The 24,003-nt window shown below is 31.9% G+C and carries 19 protein-coding genes and 1 pseudogene; 6 read left to right on the forward strand and 14 right to left on the reverse strand.

Features of this window, described 5'->3' with window-relative positions; all coding sequences use genetic code 11:
- A pseudogene (locus AAC053_RS04895) lies at positions 1-1,244 on the reverse strand (DNA mismatch repair protein MutS); the annotation flags it as partial.
- A gap of 105 nt (positions 1,245-1,349) precedes the next feature.
- Here AAC053_RS04895 and AAC053_RS04900 point away from each other — a divergent pair.
- The gene (locus AAC053_RS04900) at positions 1,350-2,024 is read left to right on the forward strand and encodes a uracil-DNA glycosylase (protein WP_339753527.1); all 675 of its coding nucleotides are present in this window, start codon (positions 1,350-1,352) and stop codon (positions 2,022-2,024) included.
- Positions 2,025-2,388: 364 nt separating this feature from the next.
- On the opposite strand, the gene AAC053_RS04905 is transcribed toward AAC053_RS04900, so the two are convergent.
- The 5 genes from AAC053_RS04905 to AAC053_RS04925 all read right to left on the reverse strand — a co-directional run bounded on the left by AAC053_RS04905 (position 2,389) and on the right by AAC053_RS04925 (position 6,538).
- A complete protein-coding gene (locus AAC053_RS04905; protein WP_339753529.1) occupies positions 2,389-3,243 on the reverse strand; it encodes a substrate-binding domain-containing protein in 855 nt (284 codons plus the stop codon).
- A gap of 136 nt (positions 3,244-3,379) precedes the next feature.
- A complete protein-coding gene (locus AAC053_RS04910; RefSeq protein WP_339753532.1) occupies positions 3,380-4,252 on the reverse strand; it encodes a nucleoside phosphorylase in 873 nt (290 codons plus the stop codon).
- Positions 4,242-5,183: a DUF1835 domain-containing protein gene (locus AAC053_RS04915; RefSeq protein WP_339753535.1), complete on the reverse strand. Its 942-nt coding sequence runs from the start codon at positions 5,181-5,183 to the stop codon at positions 4,242-4,244. Before AAC053_RS04915 ends, AAC053_RS04910 begins: the two co-directional genes overlap by 11 nt.
- A 5-nt stretch (positions 5,184-5,188) precedes the next feature.
- A complete protein-coding gene (locus tag AAC053_RS04920) occupies positions 5,189-5,518 on the reverse strand; it encodes a translation initiation factor (RefSeq protein ID WP_339753538.1) in 330 nt (109 codons plus the stop codon).
- Positions 5,519-5,587: 69 nt separating this feature from the next.
- On the reverse strand, positions 5,588-6,538 hold the full coding sequence (locus AAC053_RS04925; protein WP_339753540.1) for a 2-oxoglutarate and iron-dependent oxygenase domain-containing protein: 951 nt from the start codon (positions 6,536-6,538) through the stop codon (positions 5,588-5,590).
- Between the two features lie 147 nt (positions 6,539-6,685).
- Here AAC053_RS04925 and AAC053_RS04930 point away from each other — a divergent pair, with 147 nt between their 5' ends.
- Entirely contained in the window at positions 6,686-8,686 is a 2,001-nt protein-coding gene (locus tag AAC053_RS04930) for a dehydrogenase E1 component subunit alpha/beta (protein ID WP_339753543.1), read from the forward strand.
- A gap of 216 nt (positions 8,687-8,902) precedes the next feature.
- Here the strand turns inward: AAC053_RS04930 and AAC053_RS04935 are convergent, their stop codons facing one another.
- The gene (locus AAC053_RS04935) at positions 8,903-10,204 is read right to left on the reverse strand and encodes a dipeptidase (RefSeq protein ID WP_339753546.1); all 1,302 of its coding nucleotides are present in this window, start codon (positions 10,202-10,204) and stop codon (positions 8,903-8,905) included.
- A 717-nt stretch (positions 10,205-10,921) separates the two neighbouring features.
- On the opposite strand from AAC053_RS04935, the gene AAC053_RS04940 reads away from it, so the two are divergent.
- Positions 10,922-11,338 (forward strand): hypothetical protein, encoded by a 417-nt coding sequence (locus AAC053_RS04940; RefSeq protein WP_339753549.1) that lies wholly within the window; start codon positions 10,922-10,924, stop codon positions 11,336-11,338.
- On the opposite strand, the gene AAC053_RS04945 is transcribed toward AAC053_RS04940, so the two are convergent.
- Together AAC053_RS04945 and AAC053_RS04950 are read right to left on the reverse strand one after the other, a co-directional pair.
- Positions 11,328-11,783, reverse strand: coding sequence for a biopolymer transporter ExbD (locus tag AAC053_RS04945; protein WP_339753552.1), 456 nt, complete (start codon positions 11,781-11,783; stop codon positions 11,328-11,330). The two genes, AAC053_RS04940 and AAC053_RS04945, sit on opposite strands and share 11 nt — an antisense overlap.
- Positions 11,784-11,786: 3 nt before the next feature.
- A complete protein-coding gene (locus AAC053_RS04950; RefSeq protein WP_339753554.1) occupies positions 11,787-11,897 on the reverse strand; it encodes a biopolymer transporter ExbD in 111 nt (36 codons plus the stop codon).
- A gap of 135 nt (positions 11,898-12,032) precedes the next feature.
- On the opposite strand from AAC053_RS04950, the gene AAC053_RS04955 reads away from it, so the two are divergent.
- Both AAC053_RS04955 and AAC053_RS04960 read left to right on the forward strand, forming a co-directional pair.
- Positions 12,033-13,547 carry a DEAD/DEAH box helicase family protein gene (locus tag AAC053_RS04955; RefSeq protein ID WP_339753557.1) on the forward strand — a complete coding sequence of 505 codons (1,515 nt, stop codon included), beginning with the start codon at positions 12,033-12,035 and terminating at the stop codon, positions 13,545-13,547.
- Between the two features lie 99 nt (positions 13,548-13,646).
- Complete coding sequence (locus AAC053_RS04960) at positions 13,647-14,372, forward strand: hypothetical protein (protein ID WP_339753560.1); 726 nt, start codon at positions 13,647-13,649, stop codon at positions 14,370-14,372.
- Here AAC053_RS04960 and AAC053_RS04965 read toward each other — a convergent pair.
- Both AAC053_RS04965 and AAC053_RS04970 read right to left on the reverse strand, forming a co-directional pair.
- Positions 14,362-14,925 carry a pseudouridine synthase gene (locus AAC053_RS04965; protein ID WP_339753563.1) on the reverse strand — a complete coding sequence of 188 codons (564 nt, stop codon included), beginning with the start codon at positions 14,923-14,925 and terminating at the stop codon, positions 14,362-14,364. The two genes, AAC053_RS04960 and AAC053_RS04965, sit on opposite strands and share 11 nt — an antisense overlap.
- 1 nt (position 14,926) lies before the next feature.
- Positions 14,927-15,727 (reverse strand): DUF1853 family protein, encoded by an 801-nt coding sequence (locus AAC053_RS04970; RefSeq protein ID WP_339753566.1) that lies wholly within the window; start codon positions 15,725-15,727, stop codon positions 14,927-14,929.
- Positions 15,728-15,781: 54 nt separating this feature from the next.
- Here AAC053_RS04970 and AAC053_RS04975 point away from each other — a divergent pair, with 54 nt between their 5' ends.
- A complete protein-coding gene (locus tag AAC053_RS04975; RefSeq protein ID WP_339753569.1) occupies positions 15,782-16,900 on the forward strand; it encodes a DEAD/DEAH box helicase in 1,119 nt (372 codons plus the stop codon).
- Positions 16,901-16,974: 74 nt separating this feature from the next.
- On the opposite strand, the gene AAC053_RS04980 is transcribed toward AAC053_RS04975, so the two are convergent.
- The 3 genes from AAC053_RS04980 to AAC053_RS04990 form a co-directional block, all read right to left on the reverse strand.
- Positions 16,975-17,835: a T9SS type A sorting domain-containing protein gene (locus tag AAC053_RS04980; RefSeq protein WP_339753572.1), complete on the reverse strand. Its 861-nt coding sequence runs from the start codon at positions 17,833-17,835 to the stop codon at positions 16,975-16,977.
- A 253-nt stretch (positions 17,836-18,088) separates the two neighbouring features.
- On the reverse strand, positions 18,089-22,459 hold the full coding sequence (locus AAC053_RS04985; RefSeq protein ID WP_339753575.1) for a fibronectin type III domain-containing protein: 4,371 nt from the start codon (positions 22,457-22,459) through the stop codon (positions 18,089-18,091).
- The gene (locus AAC053_RS04990; protein ID WP_339753577.1) at positions 22,449-23,321 is read right to left on the reverse strand and encodes a hypothetical protein; all 873 of its coding nucleotides are present in this window, start codon (positions 23,319-23,321) and stop codon (positions 22,449-22,451) included. The genes AAC053_RS04985 and AAC053_RS04990 overlap by 11 nt, the downstream gene beginning before the upstream one ends.
- Positions 23,322-24,003 lie beyond the last annotated feature (682 nt).

The raw sequence follows: 24,003 nt of genomic DNA on the forward strand, positions 1-24,003 counted from the left end.
TTATTACACTTTCTTAAAAAGTAATTCATCTGCTTAAGCCTGTAACTATATGTGCTCAAGTGGTTTTCTATAGATTGATTATCACCAATATCACTTAATATTCTATCAAAAAAGCAAACTTTACTGCGCTCATGAACAGGAATTAGCATTCCGCTCTGAATCATAATTTGTAACAGACCAACAGTTTTTAATGTGATGCTTTTACCACCAGCATTTGGACCAGAAATAACAATGATTCTACTGTCCTTTTCTAAGCCAATAGTTTGAGAAAATGTCTTTTCACCTTTTTCCTTATTCGTTAAATAGAGTAGTGGATGATACGCATCTCGTATATACATACTACGTTCTTCTGAAATTTCTGGTAAAATAGCATCCATGCTTTTTGCATACTTTGCTTTAGCAGAAATCACGTCCATTTTGGTTAAAAATTCTTGATAATTATGCAATAATGGTACAAACAATCGAATGTAATTCGTTAGTTCTTTTAGAATCTTAATGACTTCTTCTTTCTCTTCGTATTCTAAATTATTTAGCTCTCTAGAATAATTAAGTGTAGTTTCAGGTTCTATATAAACAATACTACCAGTTTTGCTACCTCCCATTATAGCACCTTTCACTTTTCTACGATACATAGCTTTAACTGCTAGTACACGTTTATTTTCTACAACAGACTCTCTTATATCATCGAGGTATTCTAAGTTGTGATACTTGGTTAACGCAGAAGCAAAACTACTATTTATTTTGCCTTTCAGTTTGTTAATGGTCTTACGCAATTCAGAGAGTAGAGGAGATGCATCATCTTTTATATCTCCAAATCGATCCACCACTGCATCAACTTGTTCTATTACTGAAATGGTTATTTCAATGTGTTGCCTATTGGCATAAAGCTTTGGGTAGTATTCCTTAAACTTTTCTAAAAATTTTAAAATAGAATTTGCTGTAAGTGATATACTTACTAACTTTTGCAAACTTGTTACTTCTAGATAAGTGTTTTCAATTTTAAGAAGTTTTAATTCTTTAGATATAGTATCGAATCCATGATTTGGTATTCTGTTATCATTATCAAAGGAAGATAAATATTCATTAACATAAGCTAACTCCAATTTTATCTTTGCTGTATCTTGAAATGGCAATATAGTCAGCACAGCCTGTTTACCCAAAGCGGTAATGGCATGGTCATTAATTTGACTTAAAACCGAAAAAAACTCTAAGTCATTTAAAGTCTTTTCATGTATGCTTATCATAGGTTATACTTAATTTAAGAAATGCAAATTTAGAGTAATTGTAAAGATATGCCTAATTCAATTATTTACTTTTGTAATTCTTATTTTTGATAAAATTTGAAATTAATGAATGTAAATATTCATCAAAGCTGGAAACCTTTTATACAGCCTGAATTTGAAAAATCGTATTTCACAGATTTAATAGCATTTGTGAAGAGTGAATATGAAAAACACCAATGTTTTCCTATAGACTCAGATATTTTTAATGCTTTTAATCATTGTGCTTTTGAAGATTTGAAAGTTGTTATTATTGGTCAAGATCCTTATCATGATATTGGTCAAGCCAATGGTTTGTGTTTTTCTGTTAATGATGCTATTAAGCATCCGCCTTCACTAGTCAATATTTTTAAAGAGATAGAACAAGATTTAGGTATTCCTTATCCAAAAAGCGGAAATTTAATGCCTTGGGCAGATCAAGGGGTACTACTTTTAAATGCGACATTAACAGTCAGAGCTCACCAAGCAGCTAGTCACCAAAACAAAGGCTGGGAACAATTTACAGATTCGGTAATCAAAACTATAAGTACAGAAAAATCGAATGTTGTTTTTTTACTTTGGGGCGGATTTGCCAAAAAGAAAAAGAAACTAATAGATACATCTAAACATTTTGTATTAGAAAAAGGTCATCCATCTCCATTAAGCGCTAACCGAGGGTATTGGTTTGGAAATAAACATTTTAGTAAAACTAACTTCCTGTTGCAGCAAGTTGGTGTGTCTGCAATTGAGTGGAAACTAAAGTAGGTCTATCTTTTCTTATTACAGGTGGTGTTTTACTCTCTATTTTTTTAGAGGTTTTATTACAACTAAAAATTAATAGAAAAAAATTAAGTGCGACTAAGAAAGATAAAATCAGAGTAATCGTAATAATCATATTAGTCTGTTTAGGTTGATAATAGCTAAACAAATGTAATTAAATTTTTGAAAAATTGAAAGCTACAAACAAAAAGTGTCAGATTTCTTAACAACTTATTACTTATAAATCAATGTTTTACATCAATGGACATAGGCTTTTTAGCGATATTATATCAAATAAATTATTTTGGTGAAAGTTAAAAAACGGGCATTAATTGTATAAACTTAATATAAGATTAGACAATAAATGAGCCTATATTTTGTGAATTAACCTCGAGTAGTCCACTTTTTCAGAGATGATATTTAAATTAAAAAGTTCCTTTTGTACGTTTTTAACGGTCTTTTTATCAATGACTTCTTGCGACCATTCTGTTAAGGCCAGCCATTGTTGTACATCTTCTATTTCTTGTTCGTAACGATTAGCAATTGTTTTATCTATAGAAGGTATGGATTTAAACTCTGATGTGGTTTGATTAATGATATTTAAAATCGTTTTTAAGTCCTCTTCATTGTTTTCGATAAATTCTTCTCTAACAGCAATAACAAAACAAGGCCAAGGAGAAGGGCAATTATCTATGCGTCTAAAAGTGCCATTATCAACCAAAGGTTTAGTGGTAAATTTTTCCCACATAAAATAATCTGCTTCACCATTAGTAAGTCCATTTACGGCACCATCTAAATTTTTAATAACTTTAAAAGTTAAATCAGTTTTTAAATCCCAATCATGATTTTTAGCATTAATATATGCCATAAGGTGAGACCCAGAACCATATCGACTAATGGCTGCTCTAGTTCCTTGTATATCTTTAACAGTTTTAAACTTTGAGTCTGCCGCAACATGAATTCCCCATATTAAAGGCGTTTTTACAAATGTCTGTACTATTTTTGACGGATTTCCATCTATAATATCTTTAATGATACCTTCTGTTAATATAACGGCAATATCAATATCACCAGAACGCAGACCTTTACACATCGCTCCAGTACCACCATAATAGTCATGCCACCTAAGATTAATATCTTCAGCTTTATATTCTCCGTTCTTAAGTGTTAAGTACCAAGCTAAATTAAAATGCTCTGGCACACCACCTATTTTTACTTTTCTCATTTTATGCAGAACTTGTTTCAGTATCTAAATCACTGCGATAGCAGGAATTTTTATTAATTAGATTTTACAATAGCACGAGCTTCGATGCTTTTCTGCGCTAAGTAAATACTAGATTTAGTGTCACATTTTAAATTCATTAAATATTCACAATGCGCTCTAATGCATATAATATTAATTTATCAACTGTTTTCTTTGGGTCTTTACTAAAATCTCCATTTGCTCTATTTGCAATAATTGCATTTAAAGACAGCGCTTCATGGCCTAATAATTTTGAAAGTCCATAGATTACAGACGTTTCCATTTCAAAATTTGTAATTCTGAAATCTTTATAGCTAAAGTTATCTAGCTTCGAGTTTAAACTTGGGTCATGTAACGGTAAACGTAAAACACGTCCTTGAGGACCATAAAAACCACCAGCAGTGCCTGTCATACCTTTAAAAACGGTATCACTTTCAAAATATTTTTCTAAATATTTACTATTATTTATAACAATTGGTCTTGCTTTATTTTTGTCCCAATCAGTATGCTTAATAAATGCATCTTCTATCTCTGGATTACTAATACCATCTATTTGATAAAAATGCAACATTCCATTAACATCTAGTCCGTGTGTGCTCAATACAAATGTATCTACAGGAATATCGCTCTGCAAAGACCCAGATGTACCAACTCTTATAATATTAAGGCTCGTAAGTTCTGTCTTTGGCTTACGTGTTTTTAGATTAATGTTAACTAAGGCATCTAGTTCGTTTAAAACGATATCAATATTGTCTGGCCCAATTCCGGTTGATAATACTGTTATTCTGCGATCTTGATAATATCCCGTTTGAGTTTTAAATTCACGCTTTTGAGTGCTAAATTCTATACTGTCAAAATGTTTCGTAATCTTTTCTACCCGATCTTGATCTCCTACAAAGATGATTGTATCCGAAATATCTTCTGGTTTTAGATTTAAATGATAAACACTTCCATCTGGATTTAGTATTAATTCTGAATCTTTAATTGACATTCATTATGGTTTTAATAAGCTTATTCTTCTCTACACTAAATTGGTATTCTAGTCGTTCTACACCACCATATACCATATTATTTTTAACTTCAGAAGCAAAATTATATTGTCTCAATAATGCTTCATGACCTTTTCTGTTTAGTTTAAGGCCATTTTCTGTCTCATCAAAAAATATTGATAACTTTTTAATGATGCGTTGTAACTGTAGGTCTCCAAAACCATAATAGCCTTGATAATTAAGACTGTAACCTAATAGATGGTGTACGGATTTTATGGGATTATCCCTTAAAAGTCTTAGAATATTGTCCTCTAAGACATTCAATCCGCTTTTTTGATGCGGAAAACGTTTTAAATGTGCTTTTAGACAATTGCTCATATATTTAAAACTTGAGTTTGTAACAATGTAAGGCTTTAAAATATTATGATCTTTACCGCAATAAGTTCTCCATAGTGCAATTGCTAAATCGATATCTTTAGGAGTTAATAAAATTCTGTTTTTATAGTGTGCATTAAGTTGTTCTGGACTCAGTTCAGTTAGTGCTTTTAAACTTTTTTCTCCTTCTACACGTCCACTACAGATAAGATATAATGGCTTATCAATCTCTTTTTGGTGGAGCAGGCTAATAACTCCCAATAAATTGATGTGGCAAAACAAATCATACTCAAACCATAGGTTGATTTCTGAATAATTTTCAACATTATCTAATTTAGATAACTCCTTTTGTAGTTCAACTGTATCTACTTCAATATCATAATTGGTTTTAAGAAACTCAGAACGAAGCTCAAAAAAAACTTCAGAATCTATATCAGTAATAGTTGGGCCTTCACATAACATTTCTTGCCACGTTAAGATATCTTCAGTAAAATCTAATTCTCGTAAATATTCTGTTAGATTATTACCATTTGTAATGTGTAAAATAGTGTTTGCCATAAAAATTAGCCTCCAACGCGTTTTACATTAAACCCCTTTTTTTTCAGCATAGTCATGATTTTATCTCTGTAATCACCTTGAATAATAATTTTATCATCTTTAAAACTACCACCAACACTAAGCTTGGTTTTTAGTTCTTTAGCTAATTTTTTAAAATCTTCTGTAGCTCCTGTATAACCTTCTAAAATGGTAATGGGCTTTCCTTTACGCTTTTCGTATTTGCATAAAATAGGGTCTTCTTGTAGCCATAACTTTTTATTTGAGTCTTTAGAAGTATTCGTTGACTCATTTATATGGTCTGGAAATAAGTTTTTTAATTGATCTTGTAAATCCATTTGCTCAGTTTACAGTCTCAGTCATTTGTTTACACTATAAAAACTATGATTGTGACTGAATATTGATAACTATTTTTTTATAAGTCCTAGCTCTATTAAACGCTCATTTAAAAATTCACCTGCTGTAATATCTTCAAACTGCTTTGGGTTTTTATCATCAATACAACTCTCTAAGGCATCTAATTTCATTTCGCTTATAGGATGCATAAAAAATGGAATTGAGTAACGCGATGTTCCCCAAAGTTCTCTTGGCGGATTAATTACGCGATGAATCGTAGATTTTAATTTATTATTAGAATGCCTAGATAACATATCACCAACATTAATAATAAGCTCATCTGGCTCTGCAATAGCATCAATCCATTCACCATCATTTCGTTGCACTTGTAAGCCACGACCTTGTGCTCCCATAAGCAATGTAATTAAGTTAATATCACCATGTGCTGCAGCTCTTACCGCATTTTTAGGTTCTTCTTTAATGGGTGGATAGTGTATTGGTCTTAAAATGGAATTTCCATTATGAATATAATTATCAAAATATGTCTCTTCTAAATCGAGATATAAAGCCAAAGCTCGTAATACATATTTAGCTGTTTTTTCTAACATAACATAGGTTTTTTTACCTACCTCGTTAAAATTTGGCAGCTCTTTAACATCAACGTTTTCAGGATATTCTTTTCGTCGTTCGTCATCGTCTTCAACATATTGCCCAAAATGCCAGAACTCTTTTAGATCCCCTTCTTTTTTTCCTTTAGCACTTTCTTTACCAAAAGACACATAGCCACGTTGACCACCAATGCCAGGGATTTCATAATTTTCTTTTGCATCTTTAGGTAAGTTGAAAAAATTTCTCACCTCACCGTATAAATCATCTTCTAATTGATCGTCGAGAAAATGACCTTTTAGAGCAACAAAGCCAATATTCTCAAACGCTTTTCCTATTTCATCTATAAACTGTTGTTTTCGTTTTGAATCACCAGAAATGAAGTCCTTTAAATCTACGCTAGGTATTCTATCCATTGAGTTTTTATTAGAAATATTTTTCAATATACAAATGTAACAAAAATAGTGCTAAAATATTAGGTTGGATATATCGATAATTTGAAGTCTTTACCATATTATTGAAGCAATTTATTTACATTTGAAGCTTTACAGAAAGAATATTATATGCCAACAATAACGAAAAGCAATATAGACTACGATAAGCGTAATTTAAGTGATAAAGGGCTTTTAAAGCTTTATTATAATATGTTGAAACCTCGACTTATAGAAGAAAAAATGTTGATTCTATTGCGTCAAGGTAAAATCTCAAAATGGTTTTCTGGCATAGGCCAAGAAGCTATTTCTGTAGGTGTTACTATGGCATTAAAACCTAGCGAATACATTTTGCCAATGCATAGAAATCTTGGTGTATTTACTACTCGCGAAATCCCTTTGCATCGCTTATTTTGCCAATGGCAAGGAAAAGCTAGCGGCTTTACAAAAGGAAGAGATCGCTCATTCCACTTTGGTACTCAAGAGTATAATATTGTTGGGATGATATCACATCTTGGTCCACAATTGGGTGTTGCTGATGGTATTGCACTAGCAAATTTATTAAAAAAAAATGGACAAGTAACAGCTGTGTTTACAGGTGAAGGTGGTACAAGTGAAGGTGATTTTCACGAAGCACTTAATGTCGCTTCAGTATGGCAATTGCCAGTAATTTTCTGTATAGAAAATAATGGTTACGGCTTATCTACGCCAACTAATGAGCAATACCATTGTAAACATTTAGCAGATAGAGGTAAAGGTTATGGTATGGAGTCTTTTATTTTAGATGGTAATAATATTATAGAGACTTATACTAAGGTTAGGAAACTTGCTGAAAGTATTAGAAAAAGACCAAGACCAATTTTAATAGAATTTAAAACATTTAGACGTCGTGGACACGAAGAGGCAAGTGGCACAAAGTATGTACCTAAAACATTAATGGAGCAGTGGGAAGCAAAAGACCCTATTGAAAACTTTAGAAGTTTTTTGTTTAGTAAAAAGATTTTAACTCAAGAAATTGATGAAAAATATACTGGTGAAATTAAAGCAGAAATTGATACTTCTTTAGAATCTGCTTATGCAGAAGAAGATGTAATACCTAATGAAACTACTGAGTTAAATGATGTGCACAAAACATATGAATATAAGAATATTACACCAAATAAAGAAACGAAAGAAATTCGCTTTATTGATGCCATTTCCGAAGGCTTAAAACAGTCTATGGAAAAACACAAAGATTTAGTAATCATGGGACAGGACATTGCCGAATATGGTGGTGTATTTAAGATTACTGAAGGCTTTGTAGAGCAATTTGGAAAATACAGAGTACGAAACACACCTATTTGTGAATCTGCAATTATTGAAGCTGCAATGGGTTTATCTATTGCAGGAATTAAATCTGTCGTAGAAATGCAGTTTGCAGATTTTGCAACTTCTGGTTTTAATCCTATCGTTAATTATTTAGCAAAATCGCATTACAGATGGCAACAACAAGCCGATGTGGTGGTAAGGATGCCTTGTGGTGGCGGAGTTGCAGCTGGCCCATTTCATTCACAAACTAATGAAGCTTGGTTTACTAAAACACCGGGTTTAAAGGTTATATATCCTGCATTTCCTTATGATGCAAAAGGTTTATTGGCAACTGCAGTTAATGATCCAAACCCAGTGTTATTCTTTGAGCACAAGGCTTTATATAGAAATGTTAGACAAGACGTCCCTACAGATTACTATACATTACCATTTGGTAAAGCATCAATTTTAAAAGAAGGAGACGCAGTAACCATTGTTACTTATGGTGCTGGAGTGCATTGGGCTTTAGATACATTAGAAAAGAACTCAGATATTTCTGCAGACTTAATTGATTTAAGGTCATTACAACCTTTAGATAAAGAAGCTATTTTTAATTCTGTTAAAAAGACAGGAAGAGCAATTATTCTACAAGAAGATTCTCTATTTGGTGGTATTGCTAGTGATATTTCTGCAATGCTTATGGAAGCCTGTTTTGAGTATTTAGATGCACCTGTAAAACGTGTGGCAAGTATGGAAACACCAATTCCTTTTATTGGTCTGTTGGAAGATCAGTATTTATCTAGAGATAAGTTTGAAAGTGCTTTGAGGGAATTGCTGAGTTATTGAGGTTAACGTTTTTATAAGTAAGTATGAGGAATAATTATATACGGCTTAAATTTGCAGTGTTTTTATTCTTCTCCTTTTGATGAAATAACTTTGGTTTCAATATTGTATAATTCAAAAGTTACTTTGGCTTTGTTCCTTGTTGTACGTAGTTTTTATTCCGTATTTTATATTTGTTTTAGAGTTCATTTCTCAAATTACGCACAACTAATTATATCATTACTTTTTAGATTGAATCTCTTTAGCAACAGCCTCAACTTCATCCAAAACCCTAAGTAAATTACCGCTCCAAAGCTGTGATATTTGTGCTTCAGTGTAACCACGTTTTACTAATTCTAAAGTGACATTAAAGGTTTCAGAAGCATCAGACCAACCTTCAACACCACCACCACCATCAAAATCACTACTTATACCAACATGGTCAATACCTATTTTATCAACCAAATAATCAATATGATTTACGAAATCAGTGACAGAAACAGCTGGAGGTAAGTCATTCATTGTTTTGGCTTTTTCTTTAACAATAGCTCTCATGCCTATATAAGTCTCAATATAAGTATCTCGTTCTTCACCAATAGGCAAATTCATAACAGCATCCATAGCCATCCATTGAGCGCCTAAAGAATCCATTACCTTCTTTTCAACTTCTTTTAAGGCATCATTTCTTATAGTGTTCTTTTCCGTATTTAAATAAGATGTGAATGCAACGGTTTGCACAACTCCGCCATTTTCTTTTAACCATCCTAGTTGCTCATCGTCTAAATTTCTACTGTGACCACAAAGTGCTCTAGCAGAAGAATGTGAAGCTATAATTGGTGCTTTACTCAATTTTATCATTTGTCGCATAGATTCTTTTGAAGGATGAGAAACATCGATCATCATACCAACACGATTCATTTCTGTAACAACTTGTTTACCCAAGTCACTCAAACCATTATGTAACCAAATGCTATCACGTTCTCCAGTATTACTATCACACAATTGGCTATGGCCATTATGAGATAAGGACATATAGCGTCCTCCAAGCTTATGGAATTTTTCTACATTACTGATATCCATTCCAACGGGATAACCGTTTTCAATACCTATCATGGCTACTTTCTTTCCTTTGGCATCAATACGTCTAACATCTTCTGAGTTTAAAGCTAATTCGATATCATTAGGAGCGATTTCATCAACGAGTCTGTGAATAGCTTTAAATTTCGACATCGCATTCTTATATGCTTTTTTATAACCTGTTTCGGTTAATGAATCCTGACCTGTATATACTATAAACCAAGCTACATCTAATCCACCTTCTTTCATCTTAGGTAAGGTGATCTGTGTTTCTAGATCTTGTGTATAGTTTAAGGAATCTGTGAAATTCTTGACATTGATATCGCAATGTGTATCTAGGGTAATGACTCGTTGGTGAATGTCTTTTGCTTTTGCCATGAGTTGGTCTTCTTCTGAAATTTCAGATTTACAACTGGTCATAATTATTAGGAATAAAGAAAGAATTGAAACTATTTTGGTCTTCATTTTGAAAAAGTTTTTCCTAAAAATAGATAGAAACAGCTTAAAAACAAAAAAACCAACACATTTGCTGTATTGGTTTCTTTATATAAGTTTGAATTGTTGATGAATCCAATTCATAGAAGTCATTTAAACTTTATATTTTGTAGCGAAAATTATTGATTATTTATCTTGATGAAGCCTTTTTTGAATAGCATAGCCATCGTTACGGTATGAAAAAAAGTCAAAATCAAGGTGAATAAGATGAATTTTCAGCAAAAAGAAAAAGTTTAAATAACTTCATTACTTAATCGTTTCTAAGTCATCATCTAAGCTGTTAGATGTATTGACAATTCTTGATAAAGTTCTCATAATTGTTTAATTTTTTTGATTGATGAATGATTTTAGATATTATCTAAAACGTCTTTTACTGTTCCAAGTATAGCTTTTTGATTCTGTTGAAGTACTTGATAATTGATTGTTGTTTAAAGTTCTCATAATTTTTTTGATTTTGATTGATGAATGATTTTAGATATTATCTAAAACGTCTTTTGCTGTTCCAAGTATAACTTTTTGATTCTGTTGAAGTACTTGATAATTGATTGTTGTTTAAAGTTCTCATGATTTTATGTTTTTTGATTGTTTTATACTTAATAGACGATACTAAATAAGAATTGTTACAGTACTTTGCATTACATAGTAGTAATTTAACATTTTTTAACTAAAAAGGGTATCTTTAGGACTATGAAGATGCATCTCTATTGGTTAGGTATTATAACTGTTTTTCTTTTTTCATGTAAAATGGAAGTAGAAGAGAAGTGTGTGTCTAAATCATTCATAGTAACAGCTACTGCGTATAACTCCTTAGCATATCAAACAAGTTCTAACCCTTCCATCACTGCATTTGGTGATAGTTTAAAACCAGGACTACGATATATAGCTGTTTCTCGAGATTTACTAGATTCAGGATTAGTACATAATACTAAAGTAAAACTTGAAGGCTTCGATAGTTTATTCACAGTTAAAGACAAAATGAATAGACGCTGGCGAAATCGTATCGATATTTATATGGGCATTGATGTGAAAAAAGCAAAAAATTGGGGTAAAAAGAGACTGAACATTGAGTATTGTTTGCCTGTAAAAGATTCAGTTACTCGTTAGAGCGTATTACCACAACCTCGGAAACTTTGAATGGGTATGCTTTTTTTACCACTTCTAGTTCTTCTTTAGTTAATTGCTCTGGTGATTTATTGAATTTCAGTTTTGTGTAACGTGCTCTTAAATCGTAAAAGGCTTTTGAAATTTCATCTTGTACTGAAATAAACAAATGGTATTTGGTTAAAGCATCATGACTTAATGATATTACTGCATTTTTGGGATGGTCGGAACCTTCAGAAGATTGATCACCTTCGCAGTACTCACAAACTGCATTACCATTGTTATCGACAAAAGATTTCACTAGTTGTTCAATTTCAGATAGTTCGATAATTTTATCCTCAATCATAATTTCTTGATTGGAATTTAATGCAATTCTTAAGATGTTGCGTTCGGGAATGTTCTCTGTGCAATGACCAGATTCACAAATACTAGGTAGTTTTCGTATCATACCTTAATCGGCTGAAATGGTCGTTGTCACTAAAAAGAAAATAAGTAACAAAAAGGCAATGTCTGCCATAGATCCTGCGTTGACCGTCGCAGAATATCTTCTAAATGATTTCATAATCTATTATTTAAATGTTAATCTAATATGAGTAACAAGAACGATACCAATCTTGTTAAATGTTGTTAACAAAGCATTTTAAAACACTAACAATATGCTATTTTTGCAAAATTAACCTTGTGCTAAAATTATTTTATGTCTTCAAAAACGGAAACGATACAACAAAATGCATCTGAGAAAAGTCTCTATGATTACCAAATCAAAGACCTTAATCGCATTTTTGATGTTATGAGAGATGAGGCTGATGATTTTAATCTCTTATACCAGTTACCTACAGGAGGAGGAAAGACTGTTATTTTTTCTGAAATTGTTAGACGATATATAGAGCAGCACAATAAAAAAGTAGTGATACTTACACATCGTGTTGAGCTTTGTAAACAGACTTCAAACGTGCTTTCGGGCTTTAATGTAAAGAATAAGGTAATAAACAGCAAGGTTAAAACTTTACCAGACCAAGACGAATTTCAGTGTTTTGTGGCTATGGTAGAAACTCTAAATAATAGATTGTCCGATAAGGATTTTGATCTAAAAAATATTGGTTTAGTTATTATAGATGAAGCTCATTATAATTCGTTTAGAAAGCTTTTTAAGTTTTTTGAGACGTGTTTTATTTTAGGTGTTACAGCGACTCCTTTAAGTAGTAATATTAAGCTACCAATGAAGGATAATTATAATAAGCTCATTATAGGTGATGATGTCTCTACATTAATAAAAAATGGGTTTTTAGCTAATGCAGAAGTTTATCATTACGACGTTGGTTTAACAACACTCAAGGTTGGTATTAATGGTGATTATACAGTTAAATCTTCTGAAGCCTTATATACTAATAGCTTAATGCAATCTAAGCTTTTAACAGCACATGAAGAGTTGTCAAAAGGTAAGAAGACACTTATTTTTAACAACGGAATTTACACTTCTAAAGAAGTATATTATACTTTTAAGAAGGCAGGCTATAATATTCAGCATTTAGATAATACAGCTAGTAAGCAAGAACGAAAAGATATATTAAAATGGTTTAAAAATACGCCAGATGCTGTTTTGTCTTCTGTAAGTATTCTTACTACCGGTTTCGATGAACCTTCAGTTGAATCTATTATCTTAAATAGAGCAACACGCTCGTTAACTTTATACTTTCAGATGATTGGTCGTGGAAGTCGTATTTACAAAGATAGTAAGACCTTTCAAGTTATAGATTTAGGAAATAACGTGGCACGATTTGGACCATGGAATCAGCCTGTAGATTGGCAGCACATTTTTAAATATCCAGATTTCTATTTAGATAATATGGTAGATGATGAATCTCTAGAGCGTGATTTTATCTATACTCTACCAGACTCCTTGAGGCGGAAATTTAAAAAATCACAATCTTTAGATTTTGATGTAAAAGCTGAATATAAAGATGTCATTAATTCTGGTAAAAAATCATTTACGGTTATTGAGCGATCTATTGCACAGCATTCTAATATTTGTGTAGAAAACAGTGAAGATGTCTATGATGCAAGAGAGCTGATTAAAGACTTGCAAGACGAAATAGCATATCGTATTAAGCAGTATTGTTATTGTATTATGAATAGCACTCAAAACTATAAAGACTGGCTTTTTGAAGAGTACAATAGGAAGCTGCGTATTAGTTTCAATGGAAAGTTTTAACGTTTTTTTGTAAAAAGTTACATTTTTAAGCGTTTATTTTGAAATGGGTACGATATTTGTATCTTGATGAAAAGACTATTAAAACTAATATTTCAAAAAGTGAAAACCATTAAAATCATAGCACTTCTATTCTGCACAATGTGTGGAAGCTTGGTTTTTGCTCAAGTGAAAGATAAGGAGAAGAAATCTATTCGTATTCCTGCTGAGCCTTCAAAGAAGAAAAAAGATTCGGCATTGATAAAAATTAAAGTGGCTCCAATTCTTAAGAAAAAAGATGATGGTAAATCTAAAACCGCTGAGAAAAAATTTATTATTAAAGAATCTGAAAAATTATTTTCCATGACGGATAGTGATGGCTTAAAAAGTTCTGGAGAAATTTTTGAAAAGCGTTGGAAAAAAGAAGCTGTAAAAGGTGGCATCATAAAAACAATGTCTGATCAATTCTTAGGTGAGCATAATGTAGATACTAAATTTGTGAATATTGTTAGCCGCGATCATGAATATCCTGATGGTGATCGTGTTCAAATTTTGGTTAACGGATACATTGTAAAAGCTAACCTATTGCTAACCAGTAATTACAGGCGTGTAGAAGTTACTCTAACTCAAGGAAAAAACATTATAGATATTATTGCCTTAAACCAGGGTGAGTCTGGTCCTAATACGGCAGAATTTGTTGTATATGACGATAAAGGTAAAGTTATTTCTTCTAAAGAATGGAATTTACTTACTGGTGTAAAGGCTACTATCATTTTTAATAATGAAAAAGTAGTTATAAAAGAAAAAACTACTGGTGATAAGACAAATGAGGAAGCTTCTAACAACTAATAGTTATTACTTCAGTTGGTGTCATTGCATCTAACTTATAATTACCTATTCTTACCCTAACCAATCGCAAAGTAGGTAAACCAACTTTAGCTGTCATTTTACGTACTTGTCTAAACTTACCTTCTGTTAATGTTATAGATAACCAAGAAGTAGCTCCATGACGCTTATCTCTAACAAAACGCTCAAAAATGTGAGAAGTATCATTTAAAATTTTTGCCTTACATAATTTGGTTTTATATGGTTTTCCTTCAACAGATATTTCAATTCCTTTTTCTAATTGGGTAATAACACTTGGTGTTACAATACCATCTACCATTACATGATACTCTTTTTCTATTTTAGAACTTGTAATATGATTACTAAATTTACCATCTGTAGTCAATAGAAGAAGACCTTCAGATTTTTCATCTAAACGGCCCACAGCCATTATCCCTTCTGGGAAATGATATAATTTACCTAAAAGCTTTTTAGACTTTCGTTTATTTTGATGGTTCACAAATTGACTTAAGTAATTATAAGGCTTATATATTTTAAAGTAGTAGTGTTCACTCATATTACCAAAAGGTTATAAAACATTTATTAAGCTCCCCATCATTTTTATTTAACCAAACCAGAGGAGAACGCAAATGGTTTATTTCACTTTCAATTATTTTTAATGCTGAAGAATAATTAATCCAATCGACATTATGATGTGGTATAACTAACCAGTCTAACTTAACTGGTATATAGAAATTAAATTTTTTAAAGAAATCGATTTCTTTAAAACCAATAAAATAGCCTGCTAGACAATGTCTATTTAATGGACTAACATCAATATTTCTATTATGATAAGGTAAAAATAATTGCGCTTTAAAACATAAATGCTGTTTTATTATTTTAATATCGAGATTACGGACTTCAAAATTGAGACTTGTTATTTCATTGTACAATAACGGAAATTGTTTATTATGTAGCATATTTAATTTGTAAAGTAAACTATCCTTACGATTTGGGCCAATCCAATAGGCTAGTGATTCGCTATAGTTTTTTAATCTATCATAGAGATAAAACTTATAGACAATTTCTAAATGAATTGGGTTTTCTTCATAATAGTAGAGCGCATCAATTTCACCAATTGTGCGTTTTCCATTTTGTATTTGTATATTATCACAAATCCAGGTGATTGAGGGTTGTCGTTTTAGTTGGTAAAAGACAAATTCTTCAACTAGCTTACCTAAACGTTTGCTTTTAAATTCTAATGAATCATTAAAAGTTACAGAATTGGTTTCAAATTCAATCTGTTTAAATTTAGACACCATCTTACCATACCAAAGAGGAGGAGTTGCCAAATAACCTTGATAACGTAATTTTGTCATTAAATCCATTGATTGTCGAAAGTACAAATTACCTTTGTCCCAGAATAAAATATTATGGCAACATTTTCTGAATTAGGTATAAGCAAGCCCTACATCAAAGCGCTTAAAGAACTAAATATTGTAAATCCAACTGAAATACAAGAAGCTGTTATTACAGTGCTATTAGACTCAAAAACAGATTTAATTGGTTTAGCACAAACAGGAACAGGAAAAACGGCAGCTTTTGGATTACCAATTTTAAATTCTATCGATTCTGAGAAGCCAGAAGTACAGGGCTTAATTATTGCACCAACGCGTGAGTTAGTGCAACAAATAAAGAAGCAACTCTTTAAATTCACCAAATACATTGATGAAAAGATTTTTGTTGAAAGCGTTTACGGAGGGGAGAAAATAGATAAGCAAATTAAGGCCTTAACCAGAACAACACATATTGTTGTAGCTACACCAGGACGTTTGCTAGATTTAGTAGAGCGTGGAGCAGTAGATATTACCAATGTTAAGACCTTAATATTAGACGAAGCCGATGAAATGTTAAGTATGGGTTTTAAAGAAGATTTAAGTAAAATTCTAAAGTACAATACCTCAAAACGGAATACTTGGTTATTTTCTGCAACTATGCCAGAAGAGATTAAACGGATTATTAAAGTTTATATGTCTTCTGAGGCGATTAGAATTGAGGTGAATAAAAATGCTATAGTAAATAAAAACATTTCACATCACTTTATAAATACGAACATTAAGGAAAAGTTGAATTTAATTACTAGACTTCTCGATAATAGACAAGAAGAGAGAGGGATTATTTTCTGCAGAACCAAGGCTGGAACAAAAGCATTAGCAAAACAATTGCAAGATGAAGGATTTGCTGTTGGAGCTTTAGAAGGAGACATGCAACAAAAGGAACGAGATAAAGTAATGCGTGCTTTTAAAAATGAAAGTATTCAAGTCTTAATTTCTACTGATGTTTCTGCTAGAGGCATAGATGTGAATAACCTAGCTTTTGTCTTACATTATCAATTACCAGAGCATTTAGATTATTATACACATCGAAGTGGGCGAACAGCAAGAGCAGGGAAAACAGGACAGTCTATAGCTCTAATCATTCCTGGGGAAATGCAAAAAGTAATAGATATTCAAAAAGTTTTGGGTATTACATTTAGAGAAATGACGATGTAACATTATTGCCTCTCTTCTAATAAAAAAATGCGTAACCATACAGATTATGCATTTTTATCTTTTGATTAATAAGCTTAATGAATAACTAATTTCTGAGTTCGTTTTTTAGAATTTCTATTTGTTAACTCTATAATATAGATACCTAAGCTTAGATTAGATGTATTAATAGATTGATTTAAACTTGTTATATCTAAGAATGTAGTGCTAACTAACCTACCATTAATGTTATAAAGTCTAAAATTAGTTTCGCTTATTAATTGACCTTTTATAGTGATAGTTTTATTTACTGTATTTGAATAAATAGACAATTCTTCCAGAGATTCTTCTGCTGTACTTAGTGATTCAGCTGCAAATCTTAAATAAAATCGCCCTATGCCTGATAAATTTTCATCAACAATAAAACTATAATCATTTGTGGTTAATAAGGTAGAGGTTTCATTATTTGTGTCTTCTAAATATATTTGAATCGATTCAGGAATATCATTTTGACCAATACTAAAAAAGACTTCCTGTCCTTGACTTACATTGATACCTATTGGTATAGTAACATCATTCATGTCTGTATTACTTAGTGATTGAACAGCGAATGCTATACCAGTACTATTTTGAACTAAATGTGAATAAACTGAAAACGAAGGTGGACTTCCTCCGAAAACTGAGGCATCATATCCTGGATCTAAACCCTGAGAAGCGTTACTATTAAAATAAAATTCTGTATAATGACTTAAACTACTTGTGCTTATATTTAGTTTTAAATAACCATAATCAGAATACATCGTAGTATTTTCTGTTGAATTTGTATCCTCAAAATGAGGTGCGGCATTAAATAAAAACAGGCAGCTTAAAAGACTTAAAAAGGCTTTGATATTAATTGATTTGGGTTTAATAAATGATATTAAACTTCCAATTGGGCTTTTGGAAATGTGAGATTTCATTTTTTATAATAATGGTTAATGGTATTTTAAAAGTATCTATTAAAGCATTAAACCCTTTAAGATTTCGACCAAGATGCTTTATCAAGGACTAAGTCCTATGTTAAACGACTAAAATCAATTATCAACGTTCACTGTAGCCTATATGTGTTTTGTGTATTAAGTAGTTAGATGGTTTAAGTGACACTTCATCCTACAAAAAAGCGCAGTATCTTAGATACCACGCTTCGTTTCTTTAAGTTTTGTATTAATAGGGTTATTTAATAATCAATTTTTCTATGCGCTTTTCGTTTGTGTCAGATATTAACTCAACAATATATATTCCAGTACTTAATTGCGCTATATTAATAGATTGTTTTGTACTAGTAATGTCTAATGGTATAAAACTTACTACTCTACCGCTAATATCGTAAAGTTTAAAACCAGTATCACTAAGCAATTGTCCATCTATAACAATGGTTTTTTGTTTAGAATCTGCATATATACTTAAGCTTTCCAAAGGTTGTTCAACAGTATTAAGAATACTAACTTCAAAGCGCAGATAGAAACGTCCTATCCCAGAAATAGCACTTGAAGGCGTCAATGTATAATTACTAGAATTCAATAATGTAAATGTATTAGTTATTGTATCTTCTAAATAAACATCGACTGAATTAGGAATTGTAGATTCTAAAATACTAAAGGTTAATGCTTCATTTGCATTGGCATTAACACCTAATGGAATTACAACATTTGATAAATCATTATCATTTAATGCCTGTAATGCTAGCGGAACACCAGTATTCTCTTGGACTAAATTAGAATATACGGCAAAACTAGGAGGGGATTCGTACCAAACAGCTGCATCATAACCTGGGTCTAGTCCTAGACTTGCATTAGGATTAAAGTAAAAATCTGTATGATAGGTCTTATTATTTGCACTTGCATTTAATTTTAAATAAGTGAGTATATTAGAATTACGTCCTAAAATAAAATCATCGTCAGAACCTTTACTTCTCATACTTGGAGTAAAAGACATATTTCCAGAGGCTTCAGCATCTATAAAAAAGCCTTGACCAGGTGTAATGACTGTACTCGCAGTAGTGGTTGCTAAATTATATATAGTCCAACTATCTGCAGCCGCTCCATCATATCCATATATACCAACGGCATTTTCATCAATTAAACCAGAATTTGCCATAAAATTTAAAAAGTCTTGAACTTTAAGATAACTTGGGTATGGGTTTCCTATTAAATTCCAGTTGCTTGCTCCTCCAGCTACTATAGGTACATTTACTGCACTTGTTTCAACATTACCAGTAAACGTTAGTGTAGTACCACTAGTTCCATCTTCAGAAGCATCTCTAGCAGCCCTGTAACCATTACCTTTCTCTAATAGCGTTGCCGCATTAGTTGTTGTTAAATAAGTTTCGTAGCTACCAGAAAGTTCATTAAATGGTCCAAATAACTTTTGAACGGTATTCCCAGGGTTCTCAAATAAATTTGGATTATTAGTTGCAAAAGCACCAAAGGTCTGTCCAGAAAATGGTGAAGACACCAAATCATTACCTGTAGAACCATTAAAGGCATTTACATGACGCTTATAAGATACATTCCCTGTACTTGTGCCATCTACAATTAAACTCGAGTATTTAGTTGATGTAGATTCTAATTCTATAATACCATTATTGATAAAATTACCTTTAATTGTTAAGCTAGCTCCTTCTTTTATAATAACTGTAGCTCCAATAGATATTTCTAAGTCATTAACTTCAACGTCTTTATCTGCATCAATAATATATATGCCACTTGCTATAATAGTATCTATACTTCCTGAAGTCTCATCTGGACCATCGGTATTAATCCAATCACCATCACAATATAATATTGAGCCAGAAGGAATCGCAACACTACAAGCATTTCCTGGTGATAAATATTGAATTAATGTTGCTTTTGTGGTTGTACTGCTATCATCAAAACTAGTAGATATTCCACCTCGCCCTCGCAAGTGAGTGCTTTTCACTTCGTTAAATCCATCACTATAGAGTTGAACTCTTAATGCATCTGCTTCTATAGGATTAAAAGAAGTTCCTCCCCATTCATATATGCCGCCATCAATCCATCCACCAGTTCCTTCTTCTAAAATTATCCATGTTCCGTCTACTCGATAACTAATACGCCATAATGTATTGGGCTGACCTTGAGAATTGAAAGTGTATACACCACCAAATGTAATATAGTTTATATACTTCACATTTGTCCAATTAACTTGCCATTTCATACCTTTATCTGGATCTACTGGTGAACCAATATCTTTATTTAAAGCAAGACCATATTCATTAAATGCAGTGACAGTATAATAATTTCCAATTGATGGATCATATAAAATTTCTTCTGGGACTCCTCTACCATTAACAACATTACCACTAACAGTAGCATCTGGTAATAGAGCTATGTTTAAATTATCATTTGGTATATTATTTGGCAAACCACCATTACTGCATGCACTAGGTGCTTCGTATATACTTTCTTTATATATTGTACATGTAGGAACGTCACTAAAAACTGCTGTGATATCTACATCAAATCCATTTGCACTTAAACCCGTTAAGGTCACTGTTTGCGGACTTGTGCCTATTGCAAATGCTTGACCATTAACATTTAATGTGCCAGTGACTGGTGCATTTTGATAGGTCACAATAACATCTTGAGAATAGGTGTCGGTCATCTCATCACAAGCACTAATCGCTCCTATTTCTATATCATTTAAAGGGCAATCTGTATCAAATAGAACAATTAATTTTGGAGGTTTTCCATCATCGTAAGAATCCGCTACACGTTTTCCTGTACCAGAAATAATGAAGGCTACTGCATTACCATTTACCCAACCAGGTTGTGCAAAAATCTCGTTCATTTCATCACTTAAATCAGGGCTTCTTTGATTAGCACCAGCAATATCAATAGATCCCCAATCTGCTACGTCGTCCCATGATGTGGAATTAGTTGTAAGGGTTCTCGTTGAGATTTTATTAGTATTAGAAAAGGTATTGCTATCTGGCGATAACTCCCCATGTATGACTAGGTTAGTGGTTGGTTGCGGTGTAATTCTTTCATCAATAGAGAATTGTATATAAGCTCTAAGGATTGTAGCACTCTCAGGAATTTCAATACCATCAAAACGAAGACCTACCAATTGAACATCACTGTCTGTAACTAACTCTAAGTCACTACTACTAGTGTTAACTGTACCTGTAATTTCTTCTGCATCATCACTAGAGTACAATACTTGTGTAGTAAATACTGTATTATCATAAGAATCGAAACCTTGGCAATTACAAAAACCATCTTCTTCGTCTAAAACAGTATCTGAATCTTCATCATCACAAGGACTATATACAACTGGACAAAAAATATCATTTGAATTTGATATAATTACAACATCTCCTGTTGGTGGAGAAAAGACGTCTAGCATACTCGGCAAAGTAAAAGGATCTGTATTGCTTACTTCACCAACATCCATAGCGTTATCTACTTTTATAGTACGTAGTTCTATTTTTGACGGCTCCACAAATAGGAGTTTAAACTGATTAAAACTGCCTGAATTTCTAGTCCAACTTTTATCATCATCATTTGGTCTTAAAGGTGCTCCCCAACATCCTTCACCAGTATAGACAGTTCCGTTGGTCTGTTCTACAACAAAGCCTTCATCATTTCCTAGCTCTGAAGACGGTTTTAATGGCCAAGTTGTTCTTGCAACATGTGAGTCACAATCTACAACCAAACGCACTCCTTCATCATAAAAAAGTTGTGCCCAAGCATCGTATTGATTATTATTTTCTGCTTTCCATGCTGTATGGGGACGTATTGGTTTATGGTATTGCGCCATTTTCCAAATTACACCAGATGAAGCAGATAAATCATTTTGAAGCCAAGTCAATTGATTTCCAAAAACCGAAATCTCGGAATTAAGCGTATAGGCTCTGAAAAGACTATTACCAAACGTTAAAGCATAGTATGAGTTTGTATTTGGTGTATCAAATAAATCATAAATATCTGTTGCGTTTTCATGATTACCACGAGCAGGTATAATTGGAAACATTCTCCCATCACTAGCTATAGTATCTTGCCAATCATCAAACCATTTTTTCCACTCAAGGTCTGTACTATTATCTGTCATATCACCAGCAAAAAGTACAGCATGAGGTTTCAATTTACTTACTAATAAATTTGCAGCTCTTCTTGGAGTTCTGAAATTTCTTGAGTCACCACCTGCAATAATAGATAAACGACTATTGTCGTTTGGAGCCGTTCTAAACCAAAACCTTTGGCTAGTGCCCTCACTATCGTTAATAACGAAATAGTAATTTGTATTAGCTGATAACCCTGTTAAACGCGCAAATGTATTGTCCATATCTTTGTCGACCACAACTCTATCTACTGTTTTAGAGTTAGGGTAATTCAAATAATTGGTACCCTCGTCTAAAGTACCATAATATACTACTGGACTTGTTCCTGATGATTGATCCCAAGCAATTGTAATTGTCGTTGATGGATCATCCACTAGTATTAGACGATATCTACCATTATTCGCAAATGCAGAATAAAATACTAAAAATAGTATTTGAGTTAAAAATGTTTTAAATTTCATTAGTAGGTAATTTAAGTTTTTTTAATTTTTCTTCAATAATTAAGACTAGTAATGGTACAATACCATGTGATAGTCTATAAATAACTAAATATAAACTGCCGTGTATTGATGAAGCCATAAAATTTTGACTATAACCTGACATCAACCTAGCAAAAGCAGTTGAAAAACCCCAATATATCATATACAATAATGCGTATTTCGATAGTTTAGGAATAAATATCATAATTGATGCTACTATATCTAATAAACCAACTATATACAAAAAACTTGTAGCTTGTGCTTCGTTAACATCAAGTATTATAATTGTCATGTCCACAAAATGACCTGGTAAATAGATCAGTCCCATAGCAAAAAGGCCATGAGCAATAAATGTAGATGCAATAGCTATTTTTAATCCATTTATAATTTTTTTATTTTCAATAACATCAAATCGAACATTTAGCAATAACAATACAGGTGCCGAGAACTGAATGAATAACTCAAAAAACAACAAATACTCATAGTTTTTATCCTTCACCATGCAAATACCAATAACAAGCAGTATAAACATTGCTACACTTAAAATAATTTTTTTTACTCTAAGTACCTTTATTTTATCCCAAAACAAACTAACTAAAGCAGCCGCCAAAAATATGAAGCTACTTGCCTTAGTAAAGCCATCAATCCATTGATTTACCCTAGAACTCGTTGCATAATCTGCCCAAGAATAATTGGATAATCCTTCTACAATTGGAGTTAATAAACTTTCGTCCCAAAGTATAGCTCTAAATGGTGCACCAAAAAAATACAACTCATAAGCCCTTCCCAGAAAAACGGTGAAGGCGCTTATTTTAACAAGCGATATTATTTTAAATTTATTCATTTAGAGCACCTAAATCTAACCATTTAATCAATTAAACAATTTATTATTCGACTAATTGATAATAAATCCTTTAATAGGTAAGTTCGTAGCCCTTTTTTACATTTAAAATAGCCTTATATCCCTGACAATTAAACTCTAAAATTAAATTTACAAAAGAGTAACTCTTTATTTGTTAGAATAAAAAATAGCATCAAGGCTACAATTCATTATGCATATTTAGAAGTTCTATTTGAGGTTTTGTATTTATTTGACATAGAGATTTTGTACTTAGGTTATGGTATTTAGTTTATCCTAAACATTATCTTCAATACCTAAGGAGAATACTATATTTATCTTTCTTTTCTCTATAGATTATTTTTACATTAACATGTAGAGTGATTACTTTTTTAGTAAAAAATTGAATCAAAAACACTCATTTTCAAATAAAATTACGCAAATCATCATCACATTTTTAAGAAAAAGGGATGGGTAAAAAATTCTGCACTTTCTGGATTGCTCCAACCATTAGCACATCTCATGTATTCAAAACCTTTATAATCGGTGTCTTGTGCAAATTATAATTCAATGCGTAAAATTCTTTTTCTCTTAAAAATTTAATTTTGATTAATATTTGGCGTCCAAAAAAGACTGAGGCATAAATAAGAATGTCAAAAAAATGTAAAAGAAATGTAAACTGGTGTAA

Origin of the sequence: uncultured Winogradskyella sp. (assembly GCF_963975125.1) — a bacterium.
In the GTDB taxonomy this organism is placed as follows: domain Bacteria; phylum Bacteroidota; class Bacteroidia; order Flavobacteriales; family Flavobacteriaceae; genus Winogradskyella.

Bases quoted from the DNA above. Each gene is read 5' to 3' on its own strand.
- AAC053_RS04900 (WP_339753527.1), top strand. From the start codon at position 1,350: ATGAATGTAAATATTCATCAAAGCTGGAAACCTTTTATACAGCCTGAA.
- AAC053_RS04905 (WP_339753529.1), bottom strand. From the start codon at position 3,243: ATGAGAAAAGTAAAAATAGGTGGTGTGCCAGAGCATTTTAATTTAGCT.
- AAC053_RS04910 (WP_339753532.1), bottom strand. From the start codon at position 4,252: ATGTCAATTAAAGATTCAGAATTAATACTAAATCCAGATGGAAGTGTT.
- AAC053_RS04915 (WP_339753535.1), bottom strand. From the start codon at position 5,183: ATGGCAAACACTATTTTACACATTACAAATGGTAATAATCTAACAGAA.
- AAC053_RS04920 (WP_339753538.1), bottom strand. From the start codon at position 5,518: ATGGATTTACAAGATCAATTAAAAAACTTATTTCCAGACCATATAAAT.
- AAC053_RS04925 (WP_339753540.1), bottom strand. From the start codon at position 6,538: ATGGATAGAATACCTAGCGTAGATTTAAAGGACTTCATTTCTGGTGAT.
- AAC053_RS04930 (WP_339753543.1), top strand. From the start codon at position 6,686: ATGCCAACAATAACGAAAAGCAATATAGACTACGATAAGCGTAATTTA.
- AAC053_RS04935 (WP_339753546.1), bottom strand. From the start codon at position 10,204: ATGAAGACCAAAATAGTTTCAATTCTTTCTTTATTCCTAATAATTATG.
- AAC053_RS04940 (WP_339753549.1), top strand. From the start codon at position 10,922: ATGAAGATGCATCTCTATTGGTTAGGTATTATAACTGTTTTTCTTTTT.
- AAC053_RS04945 (WP_339753552.1), bottom strand. From the start codon at position 11,783: ATGATACGAAAACTACCTAGTATTTGTGAATCTGGTCATTGCACAGAG.
- AAC053_RS04950 (WP_339753554.1), bottom strand. From the start codon at position 11,897: ATGAAATCATTTAGAAGATATTCTGCGACGGTCAACGCAGGATCTATG.
- AAC053_RS04955 (WP_339753557.1), top strand. From the start codon at position 12,033: ATGTCTTCAAAAACGGAAACGATACAACAAAATGCATCTGAGAAAAGT.
- AAC053_RS04965 (WP_339753563.1), bottom strand. From the start codon at position 14,925: ATGAGTGAACACTACTACTTTAAAATATATAAGCCTTATAATTACTTA.
- AAC053_RS04970 (WP_339753566.1), bottom strand. From the start codon at position 15,727: ATGACAAAATTACGTTATCAAGGTTATTTGGCAACTCCTCCTCTTTGG.
- AAC053_RS04975 (WP_339753569.1), top strand. From the start codon at position 15,782: ATGGCAACATTTTCTGAATTAGGTATAAGCAAGCCCTACATCAAAGCG.
- AAC053_RS04980 (WP_339753572.1), bottom strand. From the start codon at position 17,835: ATGAAATCTCACATTTCCAAAAGCCCAATTGGAAGTTTAATATCATTT.
- AAC053_RS04985 (WP_339753575.1), bottom strand. From the start codon at position 22,459: ATGAAATTTAAAACATTTTTAACTCAAATACTATTTTTAGTATTTTAT.
- AAC053_RS04990 (WP_339753577.1), bottom strand. From the start codon at position 23,321: ATGAATAAATTTAAAATAATATCGCTTGTTAAAATAAGCGCCTTCACC.